The 18,913-nt window shown below is 29.7% G+C and carries 29 protein-coding genes and 2 pseudogenes; 28 read left to right on the forward strand and 3 right to left on the reverse strand.

Translation table 11 applies throughout. The features are described from left to right. Positions 1-29: 29 nt before the first annotated feature. Positions 30-395 (reverse strand): helix-turn-helix domain-containing protein, encoded by a 366-nt coding sequence (locus HMPREF2658_RS03805; RefSeq protein WP_001083979.1) that lies wholly within the window; start codon positions 393-395, stop codon positions 30-32. A 161-nt stretch (positions 396-556) separates the two neighbouring features. On the opposite strand from HMPREF2658_RS03805, the gene HMPREF2658_RS03810 reads away from it, so the two are divergent. The 24 genes and pseudogenes from HMPREF2658_RS03810 to HMPREF2658_RS14840 all read left to right on the forward strand — a co-directional run bounded on the left by HMPREF2658_RS03810 (position 557) and on the right by HMPREF2658_RS14840 (position 13,554). Beyond that, positions 557-769 (forward strand): DUF739 family protein, encoded by a 213-nt coding sequence (locus HMPREF2658_RS03810; RefSeq protein WP_000842951.1) that lies wholly within the window; start codon positions 557-559, stop codon positions 767-769. A gap of 47 nt (positions 770-816) precedes the next feature. After that, positions 817-1,098: a hypothetical protein gene (locus tag HMPREF2658_RS03815; protein WP_000789021.1), complete on the forward strand. Its 282-nt coding sequence runs from the start codon at positions 817-819 to the stop codon at positions 1,096-1,098. 170 nt (positions 1,099-1,268) lie between these two features. After that, positions 1,269-1,430, forward strand: a complete 162-nt coding sequence (locus HMPREF2658_RS03820) for a DUF1270 family protein (RefSeq protein WP_000072840.1) — start codon at positions 1,269-1,271, stop codon at positions 1,428-1,430. 86 nt (positions 1,431-1,516) lie between these two features. Next, complete coding sequence (locus HMPREF2658_RS03825) at positions 1,517-1,834, forward strand: DUF2482 family protein (RefSeq protein WP_000786995.1); 318 nt, start codon at positions 1,517-1,519, stop codon at positions 1,832-1,834. Beyond that, positions 1,824-2,090, forward strand: a complete 267-nt coding sequence (locus HMPREF2658_RS03830; RefSeq protein WP_000786635.1) for a hypothetical protein — start codon at positions 1,824-1,826, stop codon at positions 2,088-2,090. Before HMPREF2658_RS03825 ends, HMPREF2658_RS03830 begins: the two co-directional genes overlap by 11 nt. A 4-nt stretch (positions 2,091-2,094) precedes the next feature. Continuing rightward, positions 2,095-2,631, forward strand: coding sequence for a host-nuclease inhibitor Gam family protein (locus HMPREF2658_RS03835; protein WP_001004328.1), 537 nt, complete (start codon positions 2,095-2,097; stop codon positions 2,629-2,631). After that, positions 2,632-3,411, forward strand: coding sequence for an ATP-binding protein (locus tag HMPREF2658_RS03840; protein ID WP_000818736.1), 780 nt, complete (start codon positions 2,632-2,634; stop codon positions 3,409-3,411). It begins immediately after the preceding gene. A 26-nt stretch (positions 3,412-3,437) separates the two neighbouring features. Further along, positions 3,438-3,986, forward strand: coding sequence for a hypothetical protein (locus HMPREF2658_RS03845; RefSeq protein ID WP_054194561.1), 549 nt, complete (start codon positions 3,438-3,440; stop codon positions 3,984-3,986). A 13-nt stretch (positions 3,987-3,999) separates the two neighbouring features. Then, a complete protein-coding gene (locus HMPREF2658_RS03850; RefSeq protein ID WP_000929467.1) occupies positions 4,000-4,938 on the forward strand; it encodes a DnaD domain protein in 939 nt (312 codons plus the stop codon). Continuing rightward, positions 4,939-5,229 carry an SAV1978 family virulence-associated passenger protein gene (locus tag HMPREF2658_RS03855; protein WP_000945229.1) on the forward strand — a complete coding sequence of 97 codons (291 nt, stop codon included), beginning with the start codon at positions 4,939-4,941 and terminating at the stop codon, positions 5,227-5,229. A 14-nt stretch (positions 5,230-5,243) separates the two neighbouring features. After that, positions 5,244-5,402: a hypothetical protein gene (locus HMPREF2658_RS03860; protein ID WP_000714365.1), complete on the forward strand. Its 159-nt coding sequence runs from the start codon at positions 5,244-5,246 to the stop codon at positions 5,400-5,402. A gap of 5 nt (positions 5,403-5,407) precedes the next feature. Next, the gene (locus HMPREF2658_RS03865; RefSeq protein WP_000860977.1) at positions 5,408-5,719 is read left to right on the forward strand and encodes a hypothetical protein; all 312 of its coding nucleotides are present in this window, start codon (positions 5,408-5,410) and stop codon (positions 5,717-5,719) included. Beyond that, positions 5,712-6,242, forward strand: coding sequence for a MazG-like family protein (locus HMPREF2658_RS03870; protein WP_000185174.1), 531 nt, complete (start codon positions 5,712-5,714; stop codon positions 6,240-6,242). Before HMPREF2658_RS03865 ends, HMPREF2658_RS03870 begins: the two co-directional genes overlap by 8 nt. A gap of 141 nt (positions 6,243-6,383) precedes the next feature. Next, positions 6,384-6,479 (forward strand): annotated as a pseudogene (locus HMPREF2658_RS14570) (DUF1381 domain-containing protein); the annotation flags it as partial. Positions 6,480-6,487: 8 nt separating this feature from the next. After that, positions 6,488-6,952, forward strand: a complete 465-nt coding sequence (locus HMPREF2658_RS03875) for a hypothetical protein (protein ID WP_000835356.1) — start codon at positions 6,488-6,490, stop codon at positions 6,950-6,952. A 276-nt stretch (positions 6,953-7,228) separates the two neighbouring features. After that, a complete protein-coding gene (locus HMPREF2658_RS03885) occupies positions 7,229-7,717 on the forward strand; it encodes a sigma factor-like helix-turn-helix DNA-binding protein (protein WP_000653928.1) in 489 nt (162 codons plus the stop codon). A gap of 151 nt (positions 7,718-7,868) precedes the next feature. Then, entirely contained in the window at positions 7,869-8,297 is a 429-nt protein-coding gene (locus HMPREF2658_RS03890; RefSeq protein ID WP_000090969.1) for a helix-turn-helix domain-containing protein, read from the forward strand. Then, a complete protein-coding gene (locus tag HMPREF2658_RS03895; RefSeq protein ID WP_070854206.1) occupies positions 8,284-9,558 on the forward strand; it encodes a PBSX family phage terminase large subunit in 1,275 nt (424 codons plus the stop codon). The genes HMPREF2658_RS03890 and HMPREF2658_RS03895 overlap by 14 nt, the downstream gene beginning before the upstream one ends. Positions 9,559-9,570: 12 nt before the next feature. Continuing rightward, a pseudogene (locus HMPREF2658_RS03900) lies at positions 9,571-11,018 on the forward strand (phage portal protein). Next, on the forward strand, positions 11,008-12,489 hold the full coding sequence (locus HMPREF2658_RS14705; protein WP_001622381.1) for a minor capsid protein: 1,482 nt from the start codon (positions 11,008-11,010) through the stop codon (positions 12,487-12,489). Before HMPREF2658_RS03900 ends, HMPREF2658_RS14705 begins: the two are co-directional and overlap by 11 nt. A 46-nt stretch (positions 12,490-12,535) precedes the next feature. After that, positions 12,536-12,667: a hypothetical protein gene (locus HMPREF2658_RS14835; RefSeq protein ID WP_001788720.1), complete on the forward strand. Its 132-nt coding sequence runs from the start codon at positions 12,536-12,538 to the stop codon at positions 12,665-12,667. 64 nt (positions 12,668-12,731) lie between these two features. Further along, positions 12,732-12,860: a hypothetical protein gene (locus HMPREF2658_RS03915; RefSeq protein WP_031785399.1), complete on the forward strand. Its 129-nt coding sequence runs from the start codon at positions 12,732-12,734 to the stop codon at positions 12,858-12,860. Beyond that, complete coding sequence (locus HMPREF2658_RS03920; RefSeq protein WP_054194562.1) at positions 12,827-13,381, forward strand: hypothetical protein; 555 nt, start codon at positions 12,827-12,829, stop codon at positions 13,379-13,381. Before HMPREF2658_RS03915 ends, HMPREF2658_RS03920 begins: the two co-directional genes overlap by 34 nt. A gap of 50 nt (positions 13,382-13,431) precedes the next feature. Beyond that, a complete protein-coding gene (locus tag HMPREF2658_RS14840; protein ID WP_000027069.1) occupies positions 13,432-13,554 on the forward strand; it encodes a hypothetical protein in 123 nt (40 codons plus the stop codon). On the opposite strand, the gene HMPREF2658_RS14775 is transcribed toward HMPREF2658_RS14840, so the two are convergent. Together HMPREF2658_RS14775 and HMPREF2658_RS03925 are read right to left on the reverse strand one after the other, a co-directional pair. Next, positions 13,541-13,687, reverse strand: coding sequence for a hypothetical protein (locus tag HMPREF2658_RS14775; protein WP_000472580.1), 147 nt, complete (start codon positions 13,685-13,687; stop codon positions 13,541-13,543). The genes HMPREF2658_RS14840 and HMPREF2658_RS14775 overlap by 14 nt on opposite strands. 412 nt (positions 13,688-14,099) lie before the next feature. Further along, positions 14,100-15,125, reverse strand: a complete 1,026-nt coding sequence (locus HMPREF2658_RS03925; RefSeq protein WP_000622698.1) for a threonine aldolase family protein — start codon at positions 15,123-15,125, stop codon at positions 14,100-14,102. 269 nt (positions 15,126-15,394) lie between these two features. Here HMPREF2658_RS03925 and HMPREF2658_RS03930 point away from each other — a divergent pair, with 269 nt between their 5' ends. From HMPREF2658_RS03930 to HMPREF2658_RS03945, 4 genes are all read left to right on the forward strand, one after another. Beyond that, positions 15,395-15,592 carry a hypothetical protein gene (locus HMPREF2658_RS03930; RefSeq protein ID WP_000435070.1) on the forward strand — a complete coding sequence of 66 codons (198 nt, stop codon included), beginning with the start codon at positions 15,395-15,397 and terminating at the stop codon, positions 15,590-15,592. Positions 15,593-15,648: 56 nt separating this feature from the next. Continuing rightward, positions 15,649-17,130, forward strand: a complete 1,482-nt coding sequence (gene cls / locus HMPREF2658_RS03935; RefSeq protein WP_001160618.1) for a cardiolipin synthase — start codon at positions 15,649-15,651, stop codon at positions 17,128-17,130. A gap of 171 nt (positions 17,131-17,301) precedes the next feature. After that, on the forward strand, positions 17,302-18,204 hold the full coding sequence (locus HMPREF2658_RS03940) for an ABC transporter ATP-binding protein (RefSeq protein ID WP_001796717.1): 903 nt from the start codon (positions 17,302-17,304) through the stop codon (positions 18,202-18,204). Beyond that, complete coding sequence (locus HMPREF2658_RS03945) at positions 18,179-18,910, forward strand: ABC transporter permease (RefSeq protein WP_070854209.1); 732 nt, start codon at positions 18,179-18,181, stop codon at positions 18,908-18,910. Before HMPREF2658_RS03940 ends, HMPREF2658_RS03945 begins: the two co-directional genes overlap by 26 nt. The last annotated feature ends 3 nt before the right edge of the window (positions 18,911-18,913 follow it).

The raw sequence follows: 18,913 nt of genomic DNA on the forward strand, positions 1-18,913 counted from the left end.
ACAATGATTAGTAAAATGAGCGTCTTTCTTTATTTATCGCTATTTGAATTTGTATTTCTTTTACTTTTAATATATTCGATGAAGTTCACAATTTCTTTCATCTCTTCATCTGTGACATCATCTTTTATATGTGCTGCGATGATTTGTTCATTTTGATTTAAATGACGTTCCTCATCAGTAGGACGTTCAGATGAAACATCATAACCTAATAGCCAAGCTTCACTAACATTTAGAACTTTGGCAATAATGTAAATTTTATCTTGTTTGGCTTCATACTTGCCCTTAAGATAATCACTTATTGAATTTCTTCCAATACCTGTTAATCTTGAAAGTTCTGATTGTGACATATTCTTGGCAATTATAGCTTCACGTAATCTTTCTTTGAAACTGTTCACTTTTCTGAACACCTCCCATATTTATATTAGTACTTTTTGCTAATATTTACAACAATTTTTAACAAATTATGTTAAAAAAAGTATTAAAACTAGTTGACTTATTTTAACAACAATGATTTAATAAGTTTGTACAGAAAACCGAACATGAGGGAGGTGATATTATGAAAAGTACATTTGATTACAACTTACTAATGGACAGAATGAATGAATATAGATACAGTCAAAATTCATTAGCTAATGCTATACCTATTTCAAGAACATCGATAAATCACAAGTTGAAAGGTAAAAATTTATTTACACAATGGGAAATAAAAAGGATTTGTGAACTATTAGATATTCCGCCCAACAAAGTAGGGCAATATTTTTTAAAGTAAAAGTTCGGAAAACTGTACAATAGCTTTCGAATCACTGGAGGTCAACAATGAAAAATATATGTATTGAAATAAATAATGATTATTTAAACGGATTAGTACAAAAGAAAGTTGATGAAATCTTAAGTACATACAAGAGGCAAGTTGCAACTGTAGATATTAAAGATTTAGTGGAGATTACAGGTTTAAGTAAAGCAACGCTAATACAGAAGATAGTCTATGAACCTGAAATTGTAGCAGTGACAAGACGAGTAGGCACTAGAGTGTTATACCTTTATCCGCAAGTATTAGATGCTTATCAAACGTTAATCAATCGAATTGGAGGACATTAACCACATGAGTAATAGTCAATTATTCAAAAACGAAACAGAACGAGCTGATTGTATGAAAAAAATTCTAAATGATCAACTGAAAATAAAACTAGAGAACGAGAAAGTTATACAAATTAAGGATTTAAAAAGAATTTTAAAAACACATAATCGACGACTGAGGGAGGATGCGAATGTCTAACACATATAAAAGTTACATCATAGCAGTAATGTGTATAACAATTTTAGCAATTTGTTTAATGCCATTTTTGTACTTCACAACAGCATGGGTAATTGCTGCAAGTACTGGCATTGCAATATTCATTTTCTATGATGAGTATTTTTTTAGAGAATAAAAAAACTGATTGCTAACGGCAATTAGCAATCAGAAATTAAAAAACAATTAACAAATAAATTATATCAATATTGGGGGAAGACAACAATGAAAAATGAATTTAAAAACATGAGCAGACAAGAATTAAGAGATTTATTGGCTAAAAAGAATGGAGAATTGTTTGAATTAGTGAATGAAATCAATAAAGAAACTGAATTTGACGTTTTACTTTTTTCAACTGTAGGGGTTAGTAATGGACATACTACATCATCGTCACATTGTGCGCTTGGGGATATTGCAGGTCTTGCTAATTTATTGAATAACGAAAATGATTACCACGATATCGCAAATGTTATCGAAATGTATAAATTAAAAAAATTTTTAGGTATAGATGACGACAAGGATGATGACAACAATGAAGAATGATGCTAATGAAAAGATGTTTGTTCTATATCAACAATTATTTGATGAGTTTAAGAAAACAAATGAAAACTGCTTGTTGGAAATCGAACAGACATCAACCTCACAGATTATTATTAATTTTTTACATTATCACGATAGTTATAAAACAAATAATAAGTTGTTACAGATATTAGAAGTATATCCAGAGTCACATGAACGGATGAAGAACTATATTATATCGGTAATGCGTGGGCAGATATTAGTTAAGAAAGGTGTTTAGTTTTATGAATGAATTACAAGCACGAGAACTAGAAACATTTGAACAAGATGACCGGTTTCAAGTCACAGATTTAAATAGCGCTAACTGGGTTTTTAAAAAGTTAGACGCAATTACAACAAAAGAGAATGAAGTTAAGGAACTGGCAAACAGTGAAATCGAACGTATAAATTTATGGCGCGATAAAGAAATTGAGAAATTACAAAGTAATAAGGAATACCTTCAAAGTCTTGTGATTGAGTATTTCAGAATTGAAAAAGAGAAAGATAAAAAATTTAAGTTAAATACGCCATATGGCAAAGTAACCTCTCGAAAAGGGGCAAAAGTGATACAAGTTAGTAACGAAAACAAAGTTATTGAACAGCTTGAACAACGTGGACTGAATGACTATGTAAAATTGACAAAAAAACTTAGTCAATCAGAGATTAAGAAAGATTTCAATGTAACTGAAAATGGCACGTTGATTGATGTGAATGGCGAGATTTTAGAGGGCGTTAGAATTATCGAAAAACCAACATCTTACACAGTTAAGGTGGGAGAATAGATGGCTGAAAAAACTATTCAAGACGTCGATATTTTAAGGCAACTAGGTGTGAAAGATATCAGCAAACAAAATGCTAATAAGTTTTATAAATTCGCTATTTACGGAAGATTCGGGACTGGTAAAACTACATTTTTAACCAAAGATAATAATGCTTTAGTACTAGATATAAACGAAGATGGGACAACGGTAACTGAGGATGGTGCAGTTGTACAAATCAAAAACTATGAGCATTTTAGGACAGTAATTCAATTGTTACCAAAAGTTATAGAACAGCTTAGGGAAAATGGCAAACAAATCGATGTTGTAGTAATAGAGACTATTCAGAAGTTGAGAGATATTACGATTGAGAATGTCATGAAAGGTAAGATTAAAAAACCGACATTTAATGATTGGGGCGAGTGTGCTTCGCGAATTGTAAGTATTTATCGATATATTTCTAAATTACAAGAACAGTACCAATTTCATCTTGCTATAAGCGGGCATGAGGGCATCAATAAGGATAAAGATGATGAGGGTAGCACTATCAATCCAACAATCACGATAGAGGCACAAGATCAAATTAGAAAAGCAATTATTAGCCAATCTGACGTGTTAGCAAGAATGACAATTGAAGAGAATGAACAAGACGGCGAAAAATCCTATCAATATGTACTTAACGCAGAACCATCAGATTTATTTGAGACTAAGATAAGACATGCTAGCAATATAACAATTTCAAGTAAAAAATTCGTTAATCCTAGTATTAATGATGTAGTTCAAGCAATCAGAAATGGAAACTAGAAATTAACTAAAGGCGGTAAAAAATCATGAAAATTAGAGGTAGAGCACTATACATTCAAGAAACTAATCAAGAGGTATTCATGAAAGGCGGGGAGTTTTTAGGAGCTGGAGAATTCACAGTTAAAGTTGCAAATGTCGAGTTTAACGACAGAGAAAACAGATACTTCACAATTATTTTTGAAAACAACGAAGGTAAACAATACAAACACAACCAATTTGTCCCACCATTCCAACAAGATTTTCAAGAAAAACAATATATCGAGTTACTTAGTAGATTAGGAATTAAATTGAACTTACCTGATTTAACTTTTGACACTAATCAATTAATTAACAAAATCGGAACTATAGTGTTGAAAAATAAGTTTAACGAGGAACAAGGTAAATACTTTGTAAGACTTTCATATGTAAAAGTTTGGAATAAGGGCGATGAAGTAGTTAATAAACCAGAACCTAAAACTGATGAGATGAAACAAATAGAACAGCAAGTAAATGGGAAACAGACGCCAATGAGCCAGCAATCCAATCCATTCGTTAATGCACCTATAGAAATTAATGACGATGATTTACCGTTCTAATGAGGTGATTTAAATGGCTGGCTGGATAAAAATACATCGTAAAATTATAGACCATTGGATTTGGACAGATTCTAAGAGACTAAAATGGTGGATGGATTTATTACTATTAACCAATCATTCAGATAAAAAGGTAATGTTAGGTGGGAAATTAGTTGTTTTAAAGCGTGGTTCTTTTCATACATCAGAATTAAAATTATCTGAACGATGGAACGTATCTAGAAACACAGTTAGAAATTATTTGAATGCGTTAGAAAAAGACACCATGATAACCACTAAAAAGACAAAAAACGGAACAACTATAATAGTGCATAACTACGGTATTTATCAAGATAATGATGATTATAAAAAACAACAGACTGAACAACTAAGTGAACAACAGACTGAACAACTAAGTGAACAACAGTGTGAACAAAAGAATGAACAACAGAGTGAACAAAAGAAAGACAATAGACTGAACAGAACACTGAACAAGACTAAAGAATTAAAGAATATAAAGAATGATAAGAATGTGAAGAATATGAAGAAGGAGAAGAAGAATTATAAAGTCTTCGACTTCTTTCAAGAAAATGGATTTGGATTTATCACTCAGTATATTCTTGAAGACATAAATTATTATCTAGATGCTTTTTGTCAAGATTCGGATGAAATTTTGATTGCTGCACTGAAGATAGCTAAAGACAGAAATAAAGTTAATTGGGGTTACGCTAAAAGTATTTTAAATTCTTGGTTACAAATGAATTTAAGCAACTACGATCAAATTAAAGCTTATGAAGCTCAATATAAAGCCACGAAAAAAATGCAGAATAAGCAAAAACAAAATTATAAGTCTAAAGAAAAAACGCCAAGTTGGTTAACCAATCAAAATCAAAATACAGCTGTCCAAGTTGATGAAGAATTTGAAAAAGACAGGGCTGAATTTTTAAAAAAATTAAATGCTCATTGGGGTGATTAGGTGTTAAGACTAAATAATATTTGTGGCGATGCATCAGCAAATCGACAATATACGCTTAGAAAAAATAAAAGTCTGATTAAACAATTTTTCGACAGCAAACAATATTTATACCAAGCAGATAGAAAAGTTGCTCATGTTCATGTAGTGAATGACATATATCTTATTCACGGGCATCACAAAACGATGTTTAAAGGCGTGAAAAAGACATTCAATAATAAATTAGAATTTGCTAACTACATTGAAAGTAACGAATTGTATTTCGAAAAGGCAAAACAACTCAGTTTGTTTTAAGGAGGAACAGGAAGATGAAAAAATTTAATATTCAAATCACATACACTGGCATGATTGAAGAGACTATCGAGGCTGAAAGTTTAGACGAAGCAGAAAATGAGGCGCATGATATTGCGAGAATGGAAGTACCATTTGATTGTGATGAATATGAAATTAATGTAGAGGAGGAATAGGAATAATGAAAACATATCCAGCATTAGCATTTGAACATAAAGACGAATCAGGCGTATACATTGGTGAATTTGATGGGTGGTGCCAAGCTTTAGATGAGGCAATACTATTTGCAAATAAAGACGGAAGTAAACCGGATAAAAAGATAGCTAAAGAAATCTTTTTGAGGGAAGAAAAAAATTTGAGTGATATCTTAAAGGAACGTTACGGAGAAGATGCAATTCAAAATTACAGACCGAGTGAATGGTTTAAAACATGTAATTTAGTAGATGTTGAAATTAGTGAAGAAAAATTTAAGGAGTTGCTTAATAATGACTAATTCATTAACTATTGATGAATTAATTGGAAAAGTAGAACAATGGAGTGTTGACCGTAATATAAATCATGCAAGTCCCTTAAAGCAGTTTGATAAGTTGATCGAAGAACATGGAGAACTAGTACGAGGATTAAATAAACAAGATATGCAATTAATTAAAGATAGTATAGGTGACATGTTTGTTGTATTAATAATCATGATGCAACAAATTAAAGGCAATATTAAATTAGCGTTAAGCCTATCTGATTTCGGTGAAGGTGAGGTTAATACTTTAAATTATATTAAATCACTATTTTACTTAGGTGAAAAACTAGAAGATTTTATGTCTGATAATAATAATGGCAATTTGTTTAGTGAAATTCAAACTTTGATTACAAACATTACCTATTTACTTAAAGAAACGGCATATAAAAATAGTTCCGATTTAAGAACATGTTTAGCACTTGCCTATGATGAAATCAAAAACAGGAAAGGCAAAATGATTGATGGTAAATTCGTAAAAGACTCAGATTTAAAATGCGATTAAAATGCTACTAATATTTGATGAGGTGTTGCAAAAATGAAGTCAATAGAGTTTGCAAGTAACGTGCAAGTGATATAACCCCGAAATATAAGCAGAATTTAAGTGAAATGCAAGTAACGTGCAAGTGAAAGAGGTGTCGAGTAAGTGGCACAATACTTAGTCACAACATTCAAAGCTTCAACAGGACGTAAACATACATACATAACTAGAGCTAAGAGCAATCAAAGATTTAATGAGGTGTTGCAAAAGTGAAATCAATAGCAACCTTAGAAGCGGAACAGTATTTATATGATTCACTGATCATAGACAAAATGGGAGTGTGTGGATGTCATGAGGTAGTCATTGGGCGAAAGCCTCTCACACATGGGCATGAAATCGTGGACTTTTTAACCTATGATACTAAAAATATTTTTAGAGCATACGAAATTAAAGTATCAAAAGCAGATTTAAAGAGTTCAGCTAAATTGTCTTTTGTAGGTCATTATAATTATTTAGTTTTACCGAGAAACCTATATGAAGAAGTAAAATACACAGATTTGAGTTCAATTCTAAAACAAGAAAATGTAGGCATTGTCATTATAGGTGAGGGCATTATACGTAAATCCGGTAGAAAAACATTAACAATGGGAGATAACGTTATGCTCATGGATAGTTTGAACTGCGCGTTAAATAGAGAGAATGTAAAGATTAGAAGAGGAAAGAGGTTATCATGAATGATTTTATTGAACTTAACATTTATGATTTTGACAATAATTTTATTTTATACATGCAAATATATCGTTAATAAATATATCAGAATGATTGCAATTCTATTATTTACTGTTTGTTTAAGTCTCGCAATCACATTAGGATTTGGATTTAATTTTATCGAGTATATATTAACAATATTTTTAATAATTATATTTATCGAATTAATAGAACTCGATATTTATTTAAAACGTAATTAGCCATTAGACTTTTTATTAATGCTTACATCGAGGAGATACATCATGAAAGACTTGCTAATTGAATATAGGAAAACGAGACTTTGCGTACTCAATAAAATAAAATCACTTGAATATAAAGTAGATGAAGAGGATAAATTAAGTATTTACAAAGATATATTAAAAGACATTGATTATACAATTGAATGGTTAACATGTGGACACGAACCAGGCAATTATAACGCAATAGATAGAAGTCAATGCTATTTAGTAGATAATGATGTGATCAATAAGGCTTTTAGTGAATCAATGTATAAAAAGAATTCAGATATTGAATACAAAGATATAATTAATGATGTTAATAATAAAGTGAGCTACGCACTGATGAAGTTAACACCTAAAGAACTAGAGTGTTTTATTATGGTCAAATGTGAGGGGCTTACTTATAAAGAATCTGCTTGTTTATTAAATTTGAAAATAGGTAGTGTGCAAAACTATATTAAAAGAGCTGAAATTAAAATAAAAAATGAACTTGAAACAAATTTATTTATATAGTGATTTTTTGTCTTATGTTTGATACATATGTAGAAGATTAATTAATCTTTGTTTTGGTCTCCTCCAATTTTATTGCCTATCTGAGCTATGTCTTAGATAGGCTTTTTAAATTTAATTTTAAAGCAATTAGCGTAATGGTGTGTGATAATAGTTGGCTAGAATAGAACTTTATGAAAAGTTGGATATAGTAAATAAATTAGGTTTAGTAGAAGGTTGGAAGCGCGATGGTTTAACAGATGAGCAAATTGCTAGAAATTTAGGTGTTTCCAAACATACTTTAATTAAATGGAAAAAGAATATACCAGACTTTCTAGACGCCATAAAAAAGGGCAAAGAGGTATCAGATTATGAATTAGAGAATGCACTTCATAAAAGAGCGGTTGGCTATTATTACGAAGAAGAAACAGTTACTAATAAAGGCGAAGTAGTAAAAATCAAGAAATATGAACATGCTAATCCTACATCACTAATATTTGCTCTCAAAAATAGATTACCCCATAAATATAGAGATAAGGTTGAACAAGAAATTACAAATCGCAATATCGAAATAAACATAGGTGACTACGTTGACGACGATTAAGATTAATATTAAGGAACCAAATAAGGTATTTAATAAAAATATATTTGAAATTATCAATGATTACTCACATTTTACTGAAGTTCATTATGGTGGTGGATCCAGTGGTAAGTCACATGGAGTTGTACAAAAAGTAGTATTAAAAGCATTAAAAAAATGGAAATATCCTAGGAAAGTATTATGGCTTAGAAAAGTACAAGCAACTATTACTGATAGCTTATTTGAAGATGTGAGAAGTTGTTTGATTTCCTTCAAAATATGGGACTTATGCAAATGGAATAAAACCGACAATAAAGTAGTACTACCAAATGGCGCTACTTTTTTATTTAAAGGTTTAGATAATCCTGAGAAAATAAAGTCCATTAAAGCTGTTTCAGATATTGTGATGGAAGAAGCATCTGAATTTACATTAGATGATTATACACAATTAACATTACGTTTAAGGGAACGTAAACATGAGAGTAAACAAATATTTTTGATGTTTAACCCTGTTTCTAAATTAAATTGGGTTTATAAATACTTTTTTGCAAATGGTGTGCAAATGGAGGGGGTCTTGATTAGGCAATCAAGTTATAAGGATAATAAATTTTTGGACAAAATGACTAAGAATAATCTAGAAGAATTAGCGAACAGAAATCCAGCCTATTACAAAATATATACGTTAGGAGAGTTCGCTACATTAGATAAGTTAGTTTTTCCAAAATATGAAAAACGAATCATTAATACTGATAAAATTAGGCACTTACCATCTTATTTTGGTTTAGATTTTGGGTACATTAATGATCCTAGTGCATTGATACATTTGAAAATTGATATTGAAAATAAGAAGCTCTATATTATTTCAGAATATGTGAAAAAAGGAATGTTGAACGATGAAATAGCTAAACTTATTAAAAATTTAGGATTTAGTAAAGAAGTGATAAGTGCTGATTCAGCTGAACAAAAAAGTATAGCTGAGATTAGAAAGCATGGTATAGGAAGAATTAAACCTGCAATCAAAGGTAAAGATAGCATTATGGCCGGAATTCAATTTATTAGTCAATTTGAAATTATAGTTGATGAACGATGTTTTAAAACTATTGAAGAATTAGATAACTATACATGGAAAAAAGATAAAAATACCGGCGAATACTATAACGAACCTGTAGATACATATAATCATTGCATAGATGCGATTCGCTATTCTGTATGTAATTTAATTTTTAAAGATAAGAAAACTGAAAATAAAATAGATGATTTAACAAGGATTAGAAACATGTTCTAAGGAAGTGAACTGATGACGATTTACACCCAAGAAATTAACAACACAAAGTTCTCTAAAACAGCAAATAATGATTTTTTAATCAGTAATGTAGAACAGTTATTAAAAGAAGAAGTATTACTTAGTTTGATAAGTAAGCATAAAACTGAACAAGTACCAAGATTAGAAATGTTAGAAGATTATTATTTGAATAGGAATACAGATATTTTAACTGATAACCGAAGAATAAATGATTATAGTGATAAAGCTGACCATAGAGCAGTACATAATTATGCTAAGTATGTCACACGCTTTATAGTCGGTTATTTAACTGGTAATCCTATAACAATTACACATAAAGACGAAATCACAAATGAAAAATTAGTTGACCTTAATAAAATCAATGATGCAGATGCTACAAATAGTGATTTAGCTTTAAATCTATCTATTTATGGTCGAGCGTATGAAATTGTTTATAGAGATACTGATGATAAAGATACATTCAAATTATTAGATAGTAAAAGTACATTTGTTGTATATGACACTTCACTAGATAAAAATATGATAGCAGGTGTTAGATACTTTAATGTTAAAGATTTTGACAATACACCAATACAGAAAATTGAAATATATACAACAAATAAAATTTATTACATCGAAGTAAGAGGCGGTTCTTTCAATTCTATCGATGAAATACCTCATTACTATAATGATGTGCCAATCATTGAATATTTAAACGATCAATTTAAACAAGGTGACTTTGAAAATGTCATTTCTTTAATTGATTTGTATGATCAAGCACAATCAGATACTGCTAATTATATGACCGATTTAAATGATGCCATGTTAGCTATCGTTGGAAATATTGAAATAGATGGTGATGAAGCTAAGAAGTTTCGACAAGCTAATATGGTTCATGTCAAACCAAGTATCAATGTCAATGGTTCAGAAGGTAATGCAGATGTTAAGTACATTTATAAACAATATGATGTTAATGGCTCAGAAGCATATAAAACTAGATTACAAAAAGATATTCACAAATATACGAATACGCCTGATTTAAGTGATGAGAATTTCAGTGGAGTTCAATCTGGTGAATCAATGAAATATAAATTGTTTGGTTTAGAGCAAGTGAGAGCTATTAAAGAACGTCTGTTTAAAAAGGTTTAATGAAACGTTATAAACTATTATTCCATATTCTTAATTTAACTGGTGTACATAAGTATGATTATTCAACCATTGATATTACTTTTACTCCTAATTTACCTAAGTCTTTAAATGAATCAATTGAAGCTTTTAATTCATTAAATGGTGGAGTATCTGAACAAACCAGATTGAAATTGCTACCAATTATTGATAATCCATTTGAAGAAATCAAGAAAATGGAAGATGAACAGAATAAGGTAAAAAAAATTAGTGATAATTCATCATTTAAGGCACCATTTAGCCACGAAAATGAAATGACTGATATAAATGTCAGATAATTTAAAATATTGGCTAGAACGTGCTAAAAACGTCATGGACGCTGAATCTTTAGTTGATGCACAAGCAATAATTGAAATTGAACGTATCATTCTATTGATGTACGCTGAAATTACAAAAGAATTATTAGCCTTTTATGCAAAATATGCCAAAGATACTGGACTGAATATTCAAGAAGTTAAGAAAATGGCTGATTCATTTGATGTACTAGCATTTAGTAACAAAGCGAAACAATTTGTTGAGCGTAAAGATTTCAGTGAAGAGGCGAATCAATCGCTCAAACAATACAACTTAACGATGAAAATCTCTAGAGAAAAACTGTTAAAGCAGCAGCTAGATTTGATTGTGAAAGATACTAGTTTAAACCTTCAAAATAAAATTGAGGATAAGTTAAGTGACGCAGTTAATAGAGAAGTAAAGAGACAAGCACATATTCTAGGTGAACATGTTCAAATTGATGACACTGAAGTGAAAGCAGTTGTTAATAGTAATTTCAAAGGTGCTAAATGGTCTACTAGATTATGGAATGATATGGAACTTGTTCAAAAGGAAGTTGAGAGGGTAACAAGTCATGTCGTTATTCGAGGTCGACATCCTAATGAATTTGTTTCTGAGTTTAAAAAGCAAACCAATTCTACTTCTTATAACGCCAGTAGATTGTTAGTAACCGAATCAGCACGTGTACAAACAGAATCACAAAAGATAGCTTATCTTAAAGATTTAGGCGAAGATGGCGAATATAAATATGTTGCAAAAATAGATAGTAAAACATCTAAATTATGTCATTCACTTAACGGAAAAATATTTAAAGTTAAAGATATGATACCAGGTGTGAATGCGCCACCTATGCATCCTTGGTGTAGAAGTACCACAGTGCCACATGTCGGCAATTGGCGAGACAAGTTCTTTAAAGAGCGTGAAGGTAAATATCAAGTAGAAGATGACACAACCAAAGATGAATTACAACAAGCTAAAGTATTAGGAAAGAAAATATATATTACTGATCAAGCAATTGATAAAGTCAGATATGTTGATATTCCAACACATACCAAAGAAGAAAATCAATTTATACAAGAACAACATAAAGCCTTGCTTAAAGATGCCAAAGAAAACAATGATAGCAATGAAGTAGCTTATTTATTAAAAGATGGTAAAGTTACAAAAGTATATGGTGATCAAGATAGTGTATCTTTTGCACCAGGGGAAAAAGCAACAGAATTGTTATTTAACAGTAAACCTAATACAATTATTATGTTACATAATCATCCTGGGCAGTCTAGTTTTTCTCTTACAGACTTGTATTTATTTATATTTAATAATTCTATTAAAACACTGACAATTGTTACAAATAAAGGTCAAACAAAGTACTTAACTAAGACAAAAGAATATTGCAAATCAACTTGTATTGATTGTATTAAAAAATATAATAAAAATAAGAATATAAAAAATTCAATCATAAGGATATTGATATGATTCTAAAGAGATTATATAATAGTGGTAACATAATATATAAAGTTAGGTGATTAAAATGTATTTTGCACAGTTAGATGGTGAAATAACTAATAAACAGTCACAAGAATTATTGGATAAAGAATACAAGAAAGCAATAGAATTAGAAAATAAGAATAAAGAACAAAAATTAGAAAAATAGCATCCTTTCTACACAGATAAAGAGAAAGTGGTGCTATTTTTATACATTTTTTTAACCTTCCAATGTGAAGGTTATTTTTTATTGTCCAAAACGTGCTGATGACATTTTAAAAGCAAGTATGGAATATCAGTCGACAGACTATAAACGGAGGTATATCTCATGGAAAAAAATGAAAGTAATATTACCGATGTAACTCAGAACGAAGAGCAACTAGACAACAGTGATGAACAATCACAACGGAATGAGAAAACATTTTCTCAAGAGGAAGTATCACAATTGATTAAAGAGCGTATAGCTAGAGAACGCAAAAAATCAGATGAACGTAATAAAGATGCCAAAGAAAACAATAATAGCAATGAAGTAGGTTATTTATTAAAAGATGGTAAAGTTATAAAAGTATATGGCGATCAAGATAATGTATCTTTTGTGCCAGGGGAAAAAGCAACCGAATTGTTACTTGACAGTAAACCGAATTCAATTGTTATGTTACATAACCATCCTGGACAGTCAGGATTTTCATTGAATGACTTAGAGATGTTTATTGAAAATAAATCTATCCGAACATTGACTATTGTTACTAACTATACTGTAGTAAAATATATAAGTAAAACTCCATTATATAATCAGTCTCAAGTTTATAAAATAATGAAAGATATAAAACAATCTATAACTATAAGAAATAATGAAGCGATAGTTGATAATATTCTAAAGTAACTTTATAATAAAAGAAATATAAAACGAAGTACAAATAGGAGTAATACATTATGTCAATTCAACATTTAGATGGTTACATTTCTATAGAAGATTTTTTTAAGCATATGGAAGAATTATCGAAGAAAGAAGAATTAGAAAAAGAGATTAATCAATCAAAGTCTAAATATCAATAGCATCCTTTCTAGACAGATAAAGAGAAAGTGGTGCTATTTTTTGTGCTTTTTTAACAACTAAGGATACAAGACACTTACCTTCAACAATATCCTCATCTAAACCTATCGATTTCCTAAGCTCAATTTTAAACACAAAGTTTATTTGTAAAGATGCACACCTATAAAAATCTTAATCATCGAAAAGTCACAAACATCTCCATATTAAAAACTTAAATAGTGCATTTCATTTAAACTAAACATAGATATTCTTACAAATATATACTTAGTAATTCGATTGTTAATACATCACTTTCATAAAATAACTATAACCATCATAATACTTCTCAAATCTCGTCAAATTAAAGTAAATACATTACAAATTAACATTTTTAAATATATAAAATAAAACAAGATACTCAATAATCTGTAGTACCTTGTTTTGGAATAATGTAATTTTATATCATCAACGGCTACAAATGAGCAGTTTCATATATAAATAAACACAACTACTCAACTGATCTTGATTAATTAATAAATGATTTGCCAGATGACATATAACAGCATTATTAAATTAATTCTAATAGTTTATTTAAATTTTCTTCGGTTGTCGCCCAACTGGTTGCGAATCTAACAACACGATGTTGATCATCGTATTTTTCCCAAACAGCAAATTTAACTTTTTGTTCTAACTCTGCTATTTTCTCGTTACTTAAAATAAAAAATTGTTGATTGGTTGGAGAATCAAAGTAAAGACGATAGCCTTTATTTATAAACCCGTCTTTCATCTTATTTGCCATTTCGATAGCATGTCTGCTTATATTAAAATATAAATTATCCGTAAATAATTCTAAAAATTGTATGCCTGTTAACCGTCCTTTTGCTAAAAGTGCACCGTGATGTTTGATTCGAGTGGTAAATTGTTTCGGTTCATTATTCTTTGTAAAAACAATTGCTTCTCCGCATAATGCACCTATCTTCGTACCACCTATATAAAATACATCACAATATTTAGCGATGTCTTTAATAGTCATATCTGATTGATCACTCATCAATCCATACCCTAATCGTGCACCATCCATAAATAATGGAAGTTGATATTGCTTACATACTTTGCATAACTCTTCCAATTCTGATTTAGAGTATAAAGTGCCATATTCTGTAGGATGAGAAATATATACCATTCCTGGGAATACCATATGGTCCTTTTTAAAATCACTTTTAAATGTCTCCATGTAAGTTTCAACATCTGAAGCACTTACTTTTCCTTCCTTAGAGGGTATAGTAATTACTTTATGTCCACTATATTCAATTGCACCGCCCTCATGCACAGCAACATGACCAGTGTCTGCTGAAATGACCCCTTCGTAACTTTCTAACATTGAATTAATAACAACCTGATTGGTTTGTGTTCCACCTACTAAAAAACGAATTGTAGCATTTGGACAGTCAATTGTATCTTTAATCTTCTCAATTGCCTGAGCTGTGAATTGATCAAAGCCATATCCCGAAGCTTGTACAAGATTTGTATCTACTAATCGTTTTAATACTTTTTCATGAGCACCTTCTAAATAATCATTTTCGAATGAAATCACTACATTTCCCCCTAAAACTAATATCAACATTTTAATAAGATAAACCAATTTCAAAACTAGTTCGATATTTAAAATGTATTATGAATGGTTAAAGTTTGTATCGCGTTATCGCGAAGTTGAATAAATATATTATACATCAAACAATACATTATGAAAATTAATTAATTTTTTATCATAATTACTTTGCGTGCCGAAACACATATATTAATGATTGAATTTTACTGTTAAAAGTTCTATGATTTAGGAAATAGAGAAAAGAGGGGATTTAAATGGAACAAATTAAACTTAAAACTTTTACAGCTGAGACTTTAGAATTATTAGAATCAAATATCAACGAATTTTTAGGCTCTGAAGAAGCTGCAAATTTGAAATTAGTAAATATTACAATAAAAGAAATTGAGGAAAGAACATTTCCAAATAATGAAGAAGAGTTTAATGCAATATTAACTCTATCTGTAAATAAATAATCTGGAACGAAAGGTACAAAAGGTTTTTGTGCCTTTCTTTATAGGAGAAATAAACTATGCAATTTTCATTTTCAAATGATTTAGGAACACTTTTTACCATTATTTTAGCAATTACCTTTATCATTAATTTGGTTCTAGCGTTTATTATTATTTTTTTAGAAAGAAATAGACGTACAGCCAGTTCAACATGGGCGTGGTTATTTGTACTTTTTGTATTACCATTAATTGGTTTTATCCTTTATCTATTTTTTGGAAGAACGGTTTCTGCGCGTAAACTAAATAAAAATAATGGGAACGTGTTAACAGATTTTGATGCGCTTTTAAAGCAGCAAATTGAAAGCTTTGATAAAGGTAATTATGGTACAGATAATAAACAAGTTCAAAAGCACCATGATTTGGTACGTATGTTGTTAATGGATCAAGATGGCTTTTTAACTGAAAATAATAAAATTGATCATTTTATTGATGGAAATGATTTATATGATCAAGTTTTACAAGATATTAAAAATGCTAAAGAATACATCCATTTAGAGTATTATACATTCGCTCTAGATGGCTTAGGCCAAAGAATTTTAAAAGCGTTAGAAGAGAAATTGAAACAAGGTCTAGAAGTGAAAATTTTATATGATGACGTTGGTTCAAAGAAAGTTAAGATGGCTAATTTTGATCATTTTAAATCGTTAGGTGGAGAAGTTGAAGCATTTTTTGCTTCTAAATTACCGTTATTGAATTTCAGAATGAATAATAGAAATCATAGAAAAATCATCGTAATCGATGGTCAACTAGGTTATGTCGGAGGATTTAACATTGGTGATGAATATCTAGGTTTAGGAAAATTAGGGTATTGGAGAGATACGCATTTACGTATACAAGGGGATGCGGTTGATGCACTGCAGTTGCGATTTATTTTAGACTGGAATTCGCAAGCACATCGACCTCAATTTGAATATGATGAAAAATATTTTCCTAAAAAGAATAAATCATTCGGTAATGCGCCAATCCAGATTGCTGCAAGTGGTCCCGCCAGTGACTGGCATCAAATTGAATATGGTTATACAAAAATGATTATGAGCGCTAAGAAGTCGGTATATTTGCAATCGCCTTATTTCATTCCGGATAACTCATATGTAAATGCCATTAAAATTGCAGCTAAATCAGGGGTAGATGTTCATCTAATGATTCCATGTAAGCCAGATCATCCTTTAGTTTATTGGGCGACATTTTCAAATGCTTCTGACTTATTATCCAGTGGTGTTAAAATTTATACGTATGAAAATGGATTTATTCATTCTAAAATGTGTTTAATTGATGATGAAATCGTATCAGTGGGCACAGCAAATATGGACTTTAGAAGTTTTGAATTAAATTTTGAGGTAAATGCCTTTGTATATGATGAAAATCTTGCTAAAGATTTAAGAGCGGCTTATGAACATGATATTACAAAATCAAAACAACTTACTGAAGAATCTTATGCTAATAGACCATTGTCTGTTAAGTTTAAAGAATCGTTAGCTAAATTAGTTTCGCCAATTTTATAAAGAATAATTTCAAGTCTCATTTTAATGAGGCTTTTTTTATTTCTATAATTAATTACTATAATAATATTATGTGAACTATTGAAGTGACAAATGTCATTTTGAACCAATGACAAAGTATCCTATTTTAAATCGAATAAATTTACTAATCTTAAATTAATAAAATATTAAGAGGTGGTTCATTTGATTCAAATATCTAATATTAATAAATCATTTAAGAAAAAGCGTGTTTTAAAAAACATTTCATTTGATATTGAAAAAGGTACATGTATCGCATTAATCGGAAAAAATGGTGCTGGAAAATCAACATTAGTTGATATTTTAAGCAATAAAATAATTGCTGATGATGGCGTGATTTTGGATAAAGACAAATTATTGCAAAGTGAAAATCGCAGTATAATGTTTCAAAAAACGATGTTTTCAGATCAATTGAAGGTAATTGAAATTATCAAATTATATCAATCATTTTATGAAAATCCATTAACATTGGACGTAATAATAGAACTAACAAAGTTTAATTCTAATCAATTGAATCAATTTGCAAATAAATTATCTGGAGGTCAACAACGATTACTTGATTTTGTAATATCTTTAATAGGACAACCACAGCTTATTTTGTTAGATGAACCAACGTCAAATATGGATATTGAAATGAGAGAATATTTTTGGTCAATAATAGCTAAGTTAAAAGAAGAAAATCGGACGATTCTTTATACATCGCACTATATAGAAGAAGTAGAGCGCATGTCCGACAAAATTATTTTGATAGAAAATGGAGAAATCAAACTAAATGATGATACGTCACATATTAAAGTAAATCAGCAATCTGAGATTACCCTATCGGGTGAGTATCTATCAAAGTTAAAACAAGAAGCAAATGAATTAAAAATACTAAAGAATCATAATGGTACGATTAAAATTCTTACTTCAAATGTAAATGATACTATTTTATATCTACTGCAACATCATATTAATTTAAATGATATTGAAATACATAAAGTATCTATTATCGATACTTACTTTAACAATAAAAAGCAAAGGGGTTCTATATATGGTCCTAAATTACTTGAAATTTGAGTTTAAAGTTTTGTTTCGTAAAAAAACTGCTTTATTTTTATCAATATTTTTCCCAGCAATATTTTATATCTTGTTTACTTCAATATTAGATTTACCAAGCGATGTCAAACTTAGATTCTATAAAGAATACATGTATAGTATGACGGTTTATAGTTTGATAAGTTTTAGTTTAATGGCGTTTCCAATAGATATTATTAATGAAAAACAAAATGGATGGCGTCAAAAATTAATGGCGACACCATTAACACCTGCTAGTTACTATATTTCTAAAATAGTTAAAACAATGGCACAATTTGCAATTGCAATTATAGTGATTTTTATGATAGGACATTTTTATAAAGGTGTTACACTAAGTATAAGTCAATGGATAGAATCAGGTGTATTGTTATGGCTAGGTGCATCATTATTGATAACTTTTGGTGTATTATTTTCGTTGATTAATGATATTCAGAAAGCAAGTGCTTTAGGTAATATCGTGACAATCGGATTAGCGGTGCTGGGCGGATTATGGTTTCTAGTTAATACATTTCCAAATTGGCTTCAACATATTGCTCATGTTTTACCAAGTTATCATTTGCGCAAGTTAGGTTTAGACATTGTTTCAAATCATCATATTGATTTAAGATCATTTGGCATACTAATTTTATATGCTGTAGGTAGTTTAATAGTGGTATATTGTATTAGACATTTTAAAAGGGCGGAATAAAAT

The organism is Staphylococcus sp. HMSC062H10, from assembly GCF_001836945.1.
GTDB lineage: Bacteria > Bacillota > Bacilli > Staphylococcales > Staphylococcaceae > Staphylococcus > Staphylococcus aureus.

Coding starts and splice junctions, on each gene's coding strand:
- HMPREF2658_RS03850 (WP_000929467.1), top strand. CDS start 4,000: ATGGCTGGCTGGATAAAAATACATCGTAAAATTATAGACCATTGGATT.
- HMPREF2658_RS03835 (WP_001004328.1), top strand. CDS start 2,095: ATGAATGAATTACAAGCACGAGAACTAGAAACATTTGAACAAGATGAC.
- HMPREF2658_RS03860 (WP_000714365.1), top strand. CDS start 5,244: ATGAAAAAATTTAATATTCAAATCACATACACTGGCATGATTGAAGAG.
- HMPREF2658_RS14840 (WP_000027069.1), top strand. CDS start 13,432: ATGTCAATTCAACATTTAGATGGTTACATTTCTATAGAAGATTTTTTT.
- HMPREF2658_RS03870 (WP_000185174.1), top strand. CDS start 5,712: ATGACTAATTCATTAACTATTGATGAATTAATTGGAAAAGTAGAACAA.
- HMPREF2658_RS03920 (WP_054194562.1), top strand. CDS start 12,827: ATGGAAAAAAATGAAAGTAATATTACCGATGTAACTCAGAACGAAGAG.
- HMPREF2658_RS03825 (WP_000786995.1), top strand. CDS start 1,517: ATGAAAAATGAATTTAAAAACATGAGCAGACAAGAATTAAGAGATTTA.
- HMPREF2658_RS03945 (WP_070854209.1), top strand. CDS start 18,179: ATGGTCCTAAATTACTTGAAATTTGAGTTTAAAGTTTTGTTTCGTAAA.
- HMPREF2658_RS14705 (WP_001622381.1), top strand. CDS start 11,008: ATGTCAGATAATTTAAAATATTGGCTAGAACGTGCTAAAAACGTCATG.
- HMPREF2658_RS03845 (WP_054194561.1), top strand. CDS start 3,438: ATGAAAATTAGAGGTAGAGCACTATACATTCAAGAAACTAATCAAGAG.
- HMPREF2658_RS03820 (WP_000072840.1), top strand. CDS start 1,269: ATGTCTAACACATATAAAAGTTACATCATAGCAGTAATGTGTATAACA.
- HMPREF2658_RS03815 (WP_000789021.1), top strand. CDS start 817: ATGAAAAATATATGTATTGAAATAAATAATGATTATTTAAACGGATTA.
- HMPREF2658_RS03885 (WP_000653928.1), top strand. CDS start 7,229: ATGAAAGACTTGCTAATTGAATATAGGAAAACGAGACTTTGCGTACTC.
- cls (WP_001160618.1), top strand. CDS start 15,649: ATGCAATTTTCATTTTCAAATGATTTAGGAACACTTTTTACCATTATT.
- HMPREF2658_RS03840 (WP_000818736.1), top strand. CDS start 2,632: ATGGCTGAAAAAACTATTCAAGACGTCGATATTTTAAGGCAACTAGGT.
- HMPREF2658_RS03865 (WP_000860977.1), top strand. CDS start 5,408: ATGAAAACATATCCAGCATTAGCATTTGAACATAAAGACGAATCAGGC.
- HMPREF2658_RS03930 (WP_000435070.1), top strand. CDS start 15,395: ATGGAACAAATTAAACTTAAAACTTTTACAGCTGAGACTTTAGAATTA.
- HMPREF2658_RS03810 (WP_000842951.1), top strand. CDS start 557: ATGAAAAGTACATTTGATTACAACTTACTAATGGACAGAATGAATGAA.
- HMPREF2658_RS03830 (WP_000786635.1), top strand. CDS start 1,824: ATGAAGAATGATGCTAATGAAAAGATGTTTGTTCTATATCAACAATTA.